General features: G+C 71.5%; 8 protein-coding genes. 5 read left to right on the top strand and 3 right to left on the bottom strand.

Translation table 11 applies throughout. From position 1 onward, the window contains the following. Nucleotides 1–2 precede the first annotated feature (2 nt). Both NRF20_RS18440 and NRF20_RS18435 read right to left on the bottom strand, forming a co-directional pair. On the bottom strand, nucleotides 3–596 hold the full coding sequence (locus NRF20_RS18440) for a hypothetical protein (RefSeq protein WP_398631305.1): 594 nt from the start codon (nucleotides 594–596) through the stop codon (nucleotides 3–5). 127 nt (nucleotides 597–723) lie between these two features. Beyond that, the gene (locus NRF20_RS18435; protein ID WP_398631304.1) at nucleotides 724–1986 is read right to left on the bottom strand and encodes a nucleotide sugar dehydrogenase; all 1263 of its coding nucleotides are present in this window, start codon (nucleotides 1984–1986) and stop codon (nucleotides 724–726) included. Between the two features lie 300 nt (nucleotides 1987–2286). Between NRF20_RS18435 and NRF20_RS18430 the strand changes: the two genes are divergently transcribed. Beyond that, nucleotides 2287–3993 carry a glycerol-3-phosphate dehydrogenase/oxidase gene (locus NRF20_RS18430; protein WP_413752926.1) on the top strand — a complete coding sequence of 569 codons (1707 nt, stop codon included), beginning with the start codon at nucleotides 2287–2289 and terminating at the stop codon, nucleotides 3991–3993. Between the two features lie 209 nt (nucleotides 3994–4202). On the opposite strand, the gene NRF20_RS18425 is transcribed toward NRF20_RS18430, so the two are convergent. Then, on the bottom strand, nucleotides 4203–5282 hold the full coding sequence (locus NRF20_RS18425) for a serine hydrolase domain-containing protein (protein ID WP_398631303.1): 1080 nt from the start codon (nucleotides 5280–5282) through the stop codon (nucleotides 4203–4205). 120 nt (nucleotides 5283–5402) lie between these two features. Here NRF20_RS18425 and NRF20_RS18420 point away from each other — a divergent pair, with 120 nt between their 5' ends. From NRF20_RS18420 to NRF20_RS18405, 4 genes are all read left to right on the top strand, one after another. Then, entirely contained in the window at nucleotides 5403–7397 is a 1995-nt protein-coding gene (locus tag NRF20_RS18420) for a protein kinase domain-containing protein (protein WP_413752925.1), read from the top strand. 185 nt (nucleotides 7398–7582) lie between these two features. Beyond that, nucleotides 7583–10348, top strand: a complete 2766-nt coding sequence (locus NRF20_RS18415) for a protein kinase (RefSeq protein ID WP_413752924.1) — start codon at nucleotides 7583–7585, stop codon at nucleotides 10346–10348. A 130-nt stretch (nucleotides 10349–10478) separates the two neighbouring features. Then, nucleotides 10479–12140, top strand: a complete 1662-nt coding sequence (locus NRF20_RS18410) for a serine/threonine-protein kinase (RefSeq protein ID WP_413752922.1) — start codon at nucleotides 10479–10481, stop codon at nucleotides 12138–12140. 140 nt (nucleotides 12141–12280) lie between these two features. After that, nucleotides 12281–13909 (top strand): succinic semialdehyde dehydrogenase, encoded by a 1629-nt coding sequence (locus NRF20_RS18405; RefSeq protein ID WP_398631299.1) that lies wholly within the window; start codon nucleotides 12281–12283, stop codon nucleotides 13907–13909. Nucleotides 13910–13943: the final 34 nt, after the last annotated feature.

Raw genomic sequence — 13943 nt, 5'->3', positions numbered from 1 at the left:
CGTTACGCGGCCTTCTTGGCGCCACCGAACGCGGCTACGGCGCCGAGCAGCAGGAAGAGGTAGGTCTTGAAGTCCGCTGCCTTGCTCCACGCCTTCGTCAGCACGTCGAAGTGGCCGATGAAGAAGCTGGAGGCGGACTGGTGGGCCAGGTCGGAGAAGATGATCGAGATGCCCACGAGCTGGCCGAGGTAGACGGCGCCCACCGACAGAACGGCGCTGACGACGGGGAGCACCGGGTTCTGTCCGCCGACCTTGCTCGCAGCGAAGCCGACGAGGAAACCGACGCCGACCGCGATGAAGCCGACCTCGCGCTCGATCGCGCCGGCGATGACGCCGTACAGGAAGGCCGCGACGAGTGCCGTGACCACTGCCGTCAGCAGCCCCAGGCCCAGGTTGTCGCGGGCGGGGGCCGGCGGGGCGAACGGTGCGCCACCGAACGGAACGCCGGGCTGACCGGGCTGGCCGTACGCGCCGGGCTGCTGGCCCGCGAACGGGTTGCCGCCGGCGGGCTGGCCGGGCTGCTGGCCCGCGTACGGGTTGCCGCCGGCGGGCTGGGCGTCGTTCGGCTGGTTCGCCGGCGGCATGGACTGGCTCATGGTGGAATCCCCCCTGGGACGAAAGCGCACGACTGTGCGAGAAGTGACGCCGCAGGCTAGCAGCCGTCTACGACATCGCCCACCGAAATCCTTGGGGAGATCTTCACCGACCTTGGGAACCCCTTTCTCACAACCGGTGTGCGGCCCCCGCCGGGGTCGCGCCCCGGGTGTCCAGGAGGAGCTGGGCCTTCACGGCGAGGCCCTGGAGGTCGTACGTACGGTGGTGCTGGAGCAGCACCGTGAGGTCGGCGCTCGATGCCGCCTCGTACAGCGAGTCGGCGCGCGGGACCGGGAGTTCACGCACCCGCCAGTCCAGGACATGCGGGTCGTGGTAGCCGATCTGGGCGCCCATGTCCATCAGCCGGGTCGCGATCTCCCGGGCGGGGGAGGCCTCCTGGTCGGCGAGGTCCGGCTTGTAGGTGACGCCGAGGAGCAGCACCCGGGCGCCGCGCACGGACTTGCCGTGCTCGTTCAGGAGGGTGGCGCAGCGCTGGATCACGTACTGCGGCATCCGGTCGTTGATCTCCTGGGCGAGCGAGACCATGCGCAAGGGGTGGCCCGGGGTGCGGCTGTTGTACGGGAGGTAGCCCGGGTCGACGGGGGCGCCGTGGCCGCCGACGCCGGGGCCCGGACGGAACGGCTGGAAGCCGAAGGGCTTGGTCTCGGCGCATCTGATGACGTCCCAGAGGTCGACGCCGAGATCGTGGCAGAGCACCGCCATCTCGTTGACCAGAGCGATGTTGACGTGCCGGAAGTTGGTCTCCAGGACCTTCGTCATCTCGGCCTCGCGCGGCCCGCGGGCCCGGACGACCTTGTCGGTGAGCCGGCCGTAGAAGGCGGCGGCGGATTCGGTGCAGGCGGGGGTGAGGCCGCCGATGACCTTGGGGGTGTTGGCGTAGACGTGGGTCCTGTTGCCGGGGTCGAGGCGGTTGGGGGAGTAGGCGAGGTGGAAGTCGCGTCCGGCGCGCAGCCCCGAGCCCTCTTCGAGGAGGGGCAGTACATAGCTCTCGGTGGTGCCGGGCTGCACGGCCGATTCCAGCAGGACGGTGGTGTGCGGGCGCAGCCGGGCGGCGAGCGCGCGGGCCGCGTCGCCGACGGCGGTGAGGTCGAGGGTGCGGTCGGCGCCGAGCGGGGTGGGCGCGCAGATCACCGCGGTACGGACCCGGCCCAGTTCGGCCGGGTCGGTGGTGGGCCGGAAACCCCCCGAGAGCATCCGGCGCACGTCCGAGGCGGTGAGCGATCCCTCGACGAGGGTGTGGCCCGCGGCGAGTTCCGCGTAGGCGCGTGGGTCGGTGTCGTAGCCGACGGTCTGGACGCCGGCGGCGGTGGCGGCTTGGGCGAGGGGCAGGCCGAGGTGGCCGAGTCCGATGACTGCGAGGTCTGCGGGCATGTGGCTGGGCCGTCCTTCCCTTGGACCGACCGGCAGATGGAGGGCGCCACCCTCCGTTTGCCGGTCGGTCCAAGACCATGAGAGCGGAAAGCGCAACCGCTGGGGACAGCGCAATGTCAGACTAGGCGTAAATATGACCTATATGTCGCATTGTGGGGCCGCGGCCGTCCTGGTGTTGTCCACAGGCGGTGGCCGAAGTCGTGTACGGCGGACAGAATCGAGAGGTGGGCACGGGTCGCCCGACCGGTCGGTCGGGTCGCGCCGCGTGCCGGACCACCCCGATCTACCCGGGAGGCAGCGGTGAGGACAGCGACACTGGGACCTGCGGAGCGTGCCGAGGCGCTTGCCGCGATGGCCGAGCGCGAACTGGACGTGCTGGTCGTGGGGGCGGGCGTGGTCGGCGCCGGTACGGCGCTGGACGCGGCGACAAGGGGACTCTCGACCGGCCTCGTCGAGGCGCGCGACTGGGCCTCGGGCACATCGAGCAGGTCGAGCAAGCTGATCCACGGCGGGCTGCGGTATCTGGAGATGCTCGACTTCGCGCTCGTCCGGGAGGCGCTGAAGGAGCGCGGGCTGCTCCTGGGGCGGCTGGCCCCGCATCTGGTGAAGCCCGTGCCGTTCCTCTATCCGCTGCAGCACAAGGGCTGGGAGCGGCTGTACGCCGGTTCCGGCGTGGCGCTCTACGACGCGATGTCGGTGTCGTCGGGGCACGGCCGCGGCCTGCCCGTCCACCGGCATCTCTCCCGCCGCCGCGCCCTGCAGGCCGCCCCGGCGCTGAGGAAGAACGCCCTGGTCGGGGCGTTGCAGTACTACGACGCGCAGATGGACGACGCCCGCTATGTGGCGACCCTGGTGCGCACCGCCGCCGGATACGGAGCCCATGTGGCGAACCGGGCACGGGTGATCGGCTTCCTCCGGGAGGGCGAGCGGGTCGTCGGCGCCCGCGTGGAGGACGTCGAGGCGGGCGGGGAGTACGAGGTCAGGGCCAAACAGGTGGTCAACGCGACCGGGGTCTGGACGGATGACACCCAGGCGCTGATCGGGGAGCGCGGGCTGTTCCACGTCCGGGCGTCCAAGGGCATCCACCTGGTCGTCCCGAAGGACCGCATCCACTCCTCGACCGGCCTGATCCTGCGGACCGAGAAGTCCGTCCTCTTCGTCATCCCGTGGGGACGGCACTGGATAGTCGGGACGACGGACACGGACTGGGACCTGGACAAGGCGCACCCGGCGGCGTCCAGCGCCGATATCGACTATCTGCTCGAACACGTCAACTCGGTCCTGGCCACACCCCTGACCAGGGACGATGTCCAGGGTGTCTACGCGGGGCTGCGGCCGCTGCTGGCCGGCGAGTCGGATGCGACCAGCAAACTCTCGCGTGAGCACACGGTGGCGCACCCGCTGCCGGGCCTCGTGGTCGTGGCGGGCGGCAAGTACACGACGTACAGGGTGATGGCGAAGGATGCCGTGGACGAGGCGGTGCACGGCCTCGACCAACGGGTGGCGGAGTGCGTCACCGAGGACGTTCCGCTCCTGGGGGCGGAGGGATACCGCGCGCTGTGGAACGCCCGGGCGAGAATCGCGGCCCGTACGGGGCTCCATGTCGCCCGGGTGGAGCATCTGCTCAACCGCTACGGCTCCATGACCGAGGAGCTCCTCGATCTGATCGTCGACGATCCGGCGCTGGGTGAGCCGCTGCCGTCGGCGGACGACTATCTGAAGGCCGAGATCGTCTACGCCGCCTCGCACGAGGGGGCCCGCCACCTCGACGACGTACTGACCCGCCGGACCCGGATCTCCATCGAGACCTTCGACCGGGGCACGCTCAGCGCCCGGATGTGTGCGGAGCTGATGGCGCCGGTGCTGGGCTGGGACGAGGGGCAGATCGACCGGGAGGTCGAGCACTACGAGAAGCGGGTGCAGGCGGAGCGGGAGTCGCAGCGGCAGCCGGACGACCTCACGGCGGACGCCGCGCGGCTCGGGGCGCCGGACATCGTGCCGCTCTAGGAGGGTGCTGAAGATCTTGGCCGGGCTCGCGACGCCCGGCACGCACATCTGCGGCGTTGCCGAAACGCCCTAATAGCTCCTTCCCCAAGCTCTCAACTTCGTTCGAGCAGGGGAGACCCCACCTGAGGACGCTCCGGCGCCTTGCAGCTGCACGCACCGAACGCCGCTCCCTGATCCGGCCAAGATCTTCAGCACCCTCCTGGGCCACGTCAGGGGCGGGGTGCGCGGCCGCAGAATTCCGCGTCGAGGAGAGCCGGTTCGAGTGTCGTCGCAGCGGTCAGGGTGTCCGTGTCGATGCGGTACGTCAGGGTGTGCCGGCCGTCGCGCGTGGCGGCGGTCCGGACGTAACTGCCCGCTATATGGCCGTTGTGGCCCCAGACGGTGGTGCCGCAGGAGAGTTTCTGCGGATAGATGCCCAGGCCGTAGACGCCGCGCGTGGCACCGGTGTTCAGCAGGGTCGCAAGCTGGGCGGGCGGGAGGAGGCGCCCGCCCAGCAGGGCCGCGTAGAAGCGGTTCAGATCGGTGAGTGTGGAGATCAGCTCCCCGGCCGCACCTGCCGTGCGCGGGTCGAGCGCGGTGACATCGCGCAGGCTGCCGTCGGCCGGGTCGCGGGCATAGCCGCGGCCGTGCGGGGCGGGCAGGGCGGTACAGGCGCCTGGCAGGGAGGTACCGGTGAGACGCAGGGGGGTGATGATGCGGTGGCGGATCTCGGTGGCGTAGTCGTGTCCGGTGACGCGCTGAACGACGAGTCCGAGGACGACGTAATTGGTGTTGGAGTAGGCGTAGCCGCCGGGGGCGTTCGTCGGACGGTGGGCCAGGGCGACACGGACCGCGGCGGTGGCGGAGACGGGGTGGGCGGAGGTGTCGGCGGTGTAGTTGTAGAGGCCACTGGTGTGGTTGAGCAGGGCACGCAGGGTGATGCGGCGGCCGTCGTTGCCGTTGCCCTGGATCAGCCCCGGCAGCAGCCGGTCGACGGGGTCCGAAAGCTGCAGCCTTCTCTCCCGGGTGAGTTGGAGTACGACCGTCGCGACGAAGGTCTTGGTGACGCTGCCGGCCCGGAACCGGTCCGTCCTGCGGATACCCGGGCCCGTCGAGCGGTAGGTGTCGTACGGTGCGGAAGAGGCGCTATGGGCCAGCAGTGCCGCCGTGGGAGCACCGCCCTGGGCGACGAGCCGGGGAAGATAGGCCGCTGCGGGCGTGAGGTGTGGTTCGCTGGGCAGGGTCGCTGTTCCCAGGCCGAGCAGCGCCAGCAGCAACGGGGCGACGAGCAGCGCCCTGAGTGTCGGCATGGCAGGGAATCCCTTCCTCGGGCCACATCATGACGGGCCCGTGGACCCGGCACCAAGACCGGTCCCGGGGTGAGGGACAATGAACGCTCTGCCAGGGCGGGTTGATCGCAGAGGGGACGCATGTCGGAGGCGGAGCAGGCACGGGAGCCCCAACGGGACAAGGACGGACGTCTTCTTGCGGGGCGGTACCGGCTCGGGGAGGTGCTCGGCCGGGGCGGTATGGGCACGGTCTGGCGTGCCGTCGACGAGACGCTGGGCCGCACGGTCGCGGTCAAGGAACTGCGGTTCCCTTCGGCCATCGACGAGGACGAGAAGCGCCGGCTCATCACGCGGACGCTGCGTGAGGCGAAGGCGATCGCCAGGATCCGCAACAACGGCGCGGTGACGGTCTACGACGTGGTCGACGAGGACGACCGGCCGTGGATCGTGATGGAACTCATCGAGGGCAAGTCCCTCGCCGAGGCCATCCGCGAGGACGGGGTGCTGACGCCGAAGCGCGCCGCCGAAGTCGGCCTCGCCATCCTCGACGTGCTGCGATCGGCGCACCGCGAGGGCATCCTGCACCGCGATGTGAAGCCGTCCAACGTACTGATCGCCGAGGACGGCCGGGTCGTGCTGACCGACTTCGGCATTGCGCAGGTCGAGGGCGACCCGTCGGTCACCTCGACGGGCATGCTCGTCGGCGCCCCGTCGTACATCTCCCCGGAGCGCGCCCGCGGGCACAAGCCGGGACCGCCCGCCGACCTGTGGTCGCTCGGCGGTCTGCTGTACGCCAGCGTCGAGGGCTCCCCGCCGTACGACAAGGGGTCGGCCATCGCCACCCTGACCGCGGTGATGACCGAGCCGCTCGACCCGCCGAAGAACGCCGGTCCGCTGGAGGAGGTCATCTACGGCCTGCTCGCCAGGGACCCCGACCAGCGGCTCGACGACGCCGGTGCGCGCGCCCTGCTCAACGACGTGATCCACGCTCCCGAGAAGCCGGACAAGGTGGTGCCCCCGCCCGCCGACGCCACCCAGGTCATGGCGCTGCCCGGCCAGGCCGCCGAACCGGGCACGAAGGCGGCGTCGAAGTCCGGAGAGTCGGGCGAGGGCGCCCGGGACCGGCTGCGGGGTGCACTGCGCTCCGTACGGAACTCGAAGGCGGCACCCGCCGCAGCGGGGGGTGCGGCCGCAGCCTCGACCACCGCGCCGCCCCCTCCCGCGCCCCCTTCGTCGACCGCTCCCTCGACTGGTTCCTCGAAGCCTGCCCGGCCTTCGACTCCGGTGAAACCGGCCGCGGCCTCCGCCGCCGTACCGTCGCCGCGTCCCGCCACGTCGCCGACCACCTCGCCCCGTGCGTCCATCACGGACGTGGTGCCACGCCGCACCCTGGCGATCATCGCGGCCGTGATCGTGCTCGCCGTGATCGGCACGGTCCTCGCCCTCACGCTCGACGGAGACGGCAAGGGCGATACGAGCGGCGGCAAGGGCAAGGACGGCAAGTCCACCTCGGCCGGGGCCTCGACGACCGGCGGCTCCGCGGACACCGACAGCGGCAGTGGCGGCGACAAGGCCCAGGACCAGGGCGGCAATCAGGACCAGGGCAAGGGCAAGGACGACAACTCGGACAAGGGGTCGGACGGTTCGAAGGGTGACGCCCCGGACGCCGCTGACGCGCTGCCCGCGGGATACGGAACCGTCAAGAACCAGCAGTTCCATTTCGCGATGGCGATGCCCAAGAACTTCACGCGATACAAGATCGCGGGCAGTAACTCGGGCCAGATCTACAACGTCGACGGTGGTTTCCCGCGCGTCCAGGTCGACTACAACAGCTCACCCGGGGAAGACGCCGCCGCCGCCTGGAACGCCGCGAGGAGCGCAGTCGAGGCCAGCAGCGACGGCTACCGGCACCTCGGCATAAGAAAGGTCGAGTTCAACGGCTACCCGACCGTCGCCGACTGGGAGTTCGAGCGTACGCAGCAGGGCCAGCGGATCCGGGTGCTGAACCGTGGTTTCAGGGCCGACGCCACGCACGGCTACTCGATCATGATCAGCTGCAAGGCGAGCGAGTGGGACAGCAAGGAGTGCCGGACGCTGCGCAAGACCGCGTTCGACACGTTCGAGCCCACCGACTGATCCATGGGGCGAAAAGGGCCGGGATGCGCCGACCCCGGCGCACGGCCGTCACTTGCCACGTATCGTGAGAGCCTGAAGAGCGTACGCAGCCAGAACGGTGGGTCAATTGCACGCTGAGTGACCGCAATTGATGGATTCGTGCGGTCTTCGTGGCCGGGGGGAACAGCGCGCTCTGGGGAGGCGTCGTGGATGACTATGCGGGTCGGGTACTTGCCGACCGCTATCGCCTTCCGCTGCCCCCGTCCGATGAGTACGAACTGGTCGTGACCCGGGCGTTCGACACCTACAGCGGGCAGGAAGTCCTGGTCCGGCAGGTGCCGTTGCCCGAGGTGGTGGACGCCGAGGTGCTCGATGCCGACGGTCCGGCCCCGGCGGCCGGACGGGTCACCGGGCGTGCCGTGCGACGGTCCACGGACCCGGCGGTCCGGCGCGCCATCGAGGCGGCGCAGGCGGCGGCGCAGGTTCCCGACCATCCCAGGCTCGACCAGGTCTTCGATGTGTTCGCCGAGGCCGGCTCGCTCTGGATCGTGAGTGAATTCGTCATGGCCCGCCCGCTCGCGGCCCTGCTGGCGGAGCGCCCGCTCAATCCCTTCCGGGCCGCCGAGATCGGCTCCGACGTGCTGACGGCGCTGCGGGTGCTGCACGCCCATGGCTGGACCCACCGCAACATCACCGTCCGCACGGTGCTGGTCTGCGACGACGGCCGCGTCGTGCTGACCGGTCTGGCGGCCGGAGCGGCGGAGGAGGCGCTCTGCGGGTACGTACCGACGCCTCAGCCCGACGACGAGGACGACGGCGGGTACGACGACGGACACGGCGGCCGCCCGGCGTACGGGACGGGCCCGGCCGGGCCGTACGCACCGCCGCCCGCGCCGGCCCCGCCCGCCGCTCCGGCCGAGGTGCCGGCTGCGCGCGGTCCGGCGGCGATCGAGACGGGCCGGGTGGCCGTTGATCCGTACGGCGGTGATGATCCGTACGCCGACGATCCGCACCCCGACGACCGGTACGCCGATGACCCCCATGACGGTGTGCCGGGCGAGCTGGAGGCCGTACGGCGGCCGGTGAATCCCGCCCTCCCCGCGCCCGCCCCCGCAGCGGCCGGCGCCGCGCAGTCGCGGGCCGAGCGAGCCGGAGCCATTGCCGCCTACCGTGCGGGCGCCCGCGCCGCCGACCGCGTCGGCGAGGACCGGCGCCGGGCCGGGGCGGGCGAGGCGGAGGACACCGGCAGCCTCCCGGTCCAGCGCCCCGGGCGGTCGGAAGGCGCAGGGCCGCCCGGCCCGGACCACGGCCACCCGCAGCCGACCGGCCTCTGGAGCCGGCCCGCCGAGGATCCGTACGAAGACGACCCGTACGACGACGAGGACGACGACGGCTACGGAGACGACGGCCAGTCGCCGCCCGGCCGACGGCTGCATCTCACCGGCACCTGGAGCGACGGCCCGGGATCCGGGCGCCCCGTCCCCGCCGGAGGCTCGGGCGAGGATGCCCTGCGCGCCGATGCCCGCCGCCACGGCAACTCCCCGGCGCTGCCCGTGCACCGGCCCGAGCCGCAGCAACAGCCGGGCCGCTGGGACGAGATCGTCGCGAGCGGCCGTACGGGCCCCGCCTACCGCGGCCCCGCCACCACCCTCGCCGCCGAGCGCGCACGGCAGGCCCGGATCGCCGTCGTCGGCGCGGTCACCGAGCGCTGGGCGCCCGAGCAGGCCGGGCCCGTCCACGAGAACTGGCAGCTGGCGCCGCCGATCGGCCCCGCCACCGACCTCTGGGCGCTGGGCGCGCTGCTCTACCGCGCCGTCCAGGGCCACGCCCCGTACCCCGAGGAGGACGCGGCCGAGCTCGTCCAGATGGTGTGCGGGGAGCCGCCCGCCTTCGCCGAGGAGTGCGGTCCGCTGCGCCCCGTCGTCGAGTCGCTGCTGCGCCAGGACCCCACCGAGCGGCCGGACTTCGAGGAGCTGCGAGGCTGGCTGCGCTCCCTCGTACGGTCGGCGCCCGAGCCCGAGGCCGGTCTGGACGTCGTGCCGCTGCCGTCCGTCGACAGCGCCCGGCTTCCCGTCGTACGCCGCCGGGGCGAGCTGGTCCGCAGGCGCCGCGGCCGCATGGGGCAGAGCGCGGCCCACGGCCGCCACCGCCACACGAAGGAGAAGTCCGACCGCCACGACAGACCCCGGGCGGAAAAAGCACCCAGGGCGCCGCGCGAGCCCAAGGGCCCCAAGGCGCTGCGCACCCCGTCGTCCCGTCCCCGGCCGGGCGAGGAGCGGGCGCCGCGACGGCTCGGGCGGCTGCTTCTGGTGCTGATCCTGCTGGCCCTGGTCGCGGCCATCGCGTACGCCGTGATGTTCATGCCCGAGGCGGACAGCGGCTCCGGCACCCGCTCCTCGGGCCCGGCGTCGTCGACGTCCGGTTCGCCGGAGCCCGGCGCCGGTGCGTCCGGCGGACAGTCGCCCTCGCAGCCGTCCGGCGCGCAGCAGCCGCAGACCAGCCGCTCCGCCGTCGCACTGGCCCCCGGCTACGCGCTGCGCAAGGACCCGGAGGGTTTCGAGGTCGGCGTGCCCAAGGGCTGGCAGCGCAGCCCCGCCAACGCGGACCGTCAGATCCGGTACGGCAGCGACGGCTTCAGCCTGCTGATCGTCCCCGGACGCGACACCGTCAAGGCCAACGGCAACGACCCGCTGGCGTACCAGGCCGACAAGGAGCTGGAGTTGCAGCCGTTCCGCGAATCCAGCTGGTCGGGGTCGAGCGGGCTGCGCCGGATCGATGTCGGCCGACAGGCCATGGCCGAGGGACAGTTCACCTGGCAGGACGCCTCCGGCCGCGAGGTGTACGCCCGTAATCTCGCGATGATTGTGGACGGCCGCTACCACATTCTCCAGGTCATCGGCCCGGAGGACCGGCGGGACAAGGTTTCGGACATCTATGAACAAGCCATCGCCTCTTACCGCGTGACGCCCTGAAGCATCCCGGTTCGTCAACCGAAGGGTGGCGGAGCGACAAGCATCACAGTGCGGTCTCTTGGGGGATGCGAGGTTCCGTGGCCTACATCCCCTCCGTAATCTGGCCTCCGAAGGAACGGGGCGGGGATACGTGGATCGATCACAGGGCACGGACGCGGGACTGGTACTGGCCGGGAGATACCGGCTCGGCGAAGTCCTCGGGCGCGGCGGCATGGGCAAGGTCTGGCGCGCCCACGACGAGGTGCTGCACCGCACGGTCGCGGTCAAGGAGCTGACCGCCGGACTGTACGTCGCCGAGGCCGACCGGGTCGTGCTGCACGCCCGCACGCAGAAGGAGGCCCGCGCGGCCGCCCGGATCACGCACCCGGGCGTGGTCACGGTCCATGACGTGATCGAGTACGACAACCGGCCCTGGATCGTCATGCAGTACGTCGACGGCCCGTCACTCGCCGACGCGGCCAAGGAGTCCGGCGAGATCGAGCCGCGCGAGGCCGCCAGGATCGGCCTCCATGTGCTGAGCGCCCTGCGCGCCGCGCACGGGGCGGGGGTCCTGCACCGGGACGTGAAGCCCGGCAACGTACTCCTGGCCAGTGACGGGCGGGTGCTGCTCACCGACTTCGGGATCGCGGCGATAGAGGGCGACTCGACCATCACCAGGACCGGTGAACTGGTCGGCTCCATCGACTATCTGGCGCCCGAGCGGGTACGCGGCGGCGATCCGGGCCCCGCCTCCGACCTGTGGTCCCTCGGTGCCACGCTCTACACCGCGGTCGAGGGGCGCTCGCCGTTCCGTCGCACGTCCCCGATCTCGACCATGCAGGCTGTCGTCACCGAGGAACCGCCGCCGTCCGGGCGGGCGGGCCCGCTGGCGCCCGTGATCACCGCGCTGCTCCGCAAGGACCCGGAGGACCGGCCTTCGGCGGCGGAGGCGGAGCGGATGCTGCTGGAGGCCATGGAGGGCCGCGAGCCCCGGGCCGCTCAGGCGTACGTACCGACGCAGCGCGTCCCGGGCGAGGTTCTGCGTTCGCTGGGCCCGGACGGCATGTCGGGGGCGGGTACGGATCAGCTGCCCCACCCTGTGGCCGCTTCCACCGCCCCGTTGTCGCCCCCGGTGACCCGGCGCAGCCGGGGCCGGTGGCGTACGGCGGTGCTGGTCATCGCCGCAGCCGCGCTGGTCGGCGGCGGCGCGGGGCTCGCCGCGATGAAGTACGGGGACCGTGCGGACAGTACCGCCGAACGGAGCCGCACGGGCACGCACACGACCGACACCCCCAAGAGGCCCGGATCACCTCCGGCGGCCGCGCCGAAGCCCGATCCCTTGGGGAACGGCGTACCCAAGGGCTGGCACCGGGTGGACGACCCCGAGGGCTTCAGCCTGACCGTGCCCGACGGCTGGGAGCGCCGGGCGGACGGCAATCAGATCGACTACACCCCGGACAACGGTGTGCATTACATCCGGATCAGCATCGACCCGGCGCCCGACTTCGAGAACTCCTACATGCACATGCTGAACCTGGAGAAGCAGCTCGCCAAGCGGCTGCCCGGGTACCAGCGCAAGACCCTGCACTCCAATACGTACCGCGACCGGGAGGGCTCGCTCTGGGAATTCACCTGGACCGAGACCAAGGACCATCCGGGCCCGCGCCATGCGATCGACCAGATGTACTACGGGGAGACGGGCGGCCCGGAGTACGCGATGTACATGACGGGTCCGGCTTCGGACTGGGACACGACCCGGGAACAGTTCGACACGATACTGCGCGGATGGCGTGCGCCTGGCAGCTCCGACTGAGGTTGCCGGACCGCGCCGGCGACCACAGGGGTCCTGATCAGGGGCTTTGTTGCCAGTGATCACTGGCTTGTTTGTGGGGACTGTGAAAACTCGTTACTCACGGGTACCCAAAGCGTGCGGCTGGACGTACTCTCGCCCTCATGACGGACTCGCAGGCCTCCACGTCCACCTCCGCAGCCCCGGTCGGCACCAACCCCGTGGCCCCCGCCCCAGCGGGCGCGCGCACCGCCGCCGATGTGGTGACACCCGAGGTGATCGCCCAGCTGACCCGTGGTGTGGTCGGCTCCGGCCGTACGGCCAACCACACCCCCTTCACCGGGGAGAAGCTGGCCGATCTGCCCGAGTCCACGCCCGAGGACGTGGCGACGGCCTTCGAGCGGGCCCGTGCCGCCCAGCCGGCCTGGGCCGCGACCTCCGTCGGCGCCAGGGCGGCCGTCCTGCTCCGCTTCCACGACCTCGTGCTCCAGCGGCAGGCGGAGGTCCTCGACCTCATCCAGCTGGAGACCGGCAAGGCCCGACTGCACGCCCACGAGGAGGTGCAGGCCGTCGCCGTCGCGGCCCGCCACTACGGCCGCAGGGCCGGCTCGTATCTGAAGCCGAAGCGGCACACCGGAGTCGTACCGACCCTCACCAAGGTCACCGAGCTGCGTCAGCCGCGCGGTGTCATCGGCCAGATCGCGCCGTGGAACTACCCGTTCGAGCTGTCCGTCGGCGACGCGCTGCCCGCGTTCGTCTCCGGCAACGCCGTCGTGATGAAGCCCGACACGGAGACCGCGCTGACCGCGCTGTGGGCCCGGGACCTGCTGATCGAGGCCGGGCTGCCCGCCGAGGTGTTCCAGGTGGTCCTCGGCGACGGACCGGTCGTCGGCCCCGAGGTCGTCAAGCACGCCGACTACGTCTCGTTCACCGGTTCCACCCGCACCGGCCGCGAGGTCGCGCAGGGCGCCGCTGCCCGTCTGGTCGGCGTCTCGCTGGAGCTCGGCGGCAAGAACGCCATGCTGGTGCTCAGGGACGCCGATGTGGAGAAGGCCGCCGCGGGCGCCGTCCGCGCCTGCTTCTCCTCGGCCGGTCAGCTCTGCATCTCGATCGAGCGGCTGTACGTCCACGAGTCGGTCGCCGACGACTTCGTGGAGCGGTTCGCCGCCCGCACGAAGGCCATGCGGCTCGGCAACTCCCTCGCCTACGGCGCCGACATGGGCTCCCTGGTCGGCGAGCGCCAGCTGGAGACCGTCACCCGGCATGTCGCGGAGGCCGTCGAGAAGGGTGCCACGCTCGTCGCGGGCGGGGTCGCCCGTCCCGACATCGGCCCGCTCTTCTACGAGCCGACCATCCTCGACGGCGTCGAGGCGCCGATGGCCGTCTGCAACGAGGAGACCTTCGGCCCGGTCGTCTCCATCTACCGCTTCACCGACGAGGACGAGGTCGTCGCCCTCGCCAACGCCACCCCGTACGGCCTGAATTCGAGCGTCTGGACCAAGGACTCGAAGCGCGGTCACCAGGTCGCCGCCCGGCTGCGGACCGGCACGGTCAACATCAACGAGGGATACGCCCCCGCGTACGGCAGCGTGCAGTCCCCGATGGGCGGCATGAAGGACTCCGGTCTCGGCCGGCGGCACGGCTCCGAGGGCATCCTCAAGTACACCGAGGCCCAGACCGTCGCCCAGCAGCGGCTGATCCCGCTCGCCCCGTCCTTCGGCATGGACGACGAGAAGTACGCGGCGTTCATGACCCGCAGCCTGAAGGCGATGAAGGCGTTCCGCCTGCGCTGAACCCCGTAACACGGCAGCACGTTCTGCCCTTTTC

The sequence above is a fragment of the Streptomyces sp. R-74717 genome (assembly GCF_047305335.1).
Lineage (GTDB): Bacteria > Actinomycetota > Actinomycetes > Streptomycetales > Streptomycetaceae > Streptomyces > Streptomyces atratus.
Note: the sequence above shows the minus strand (reverse complement) of the source record. Positions and strands in the feature narration are given on the sequence as shown.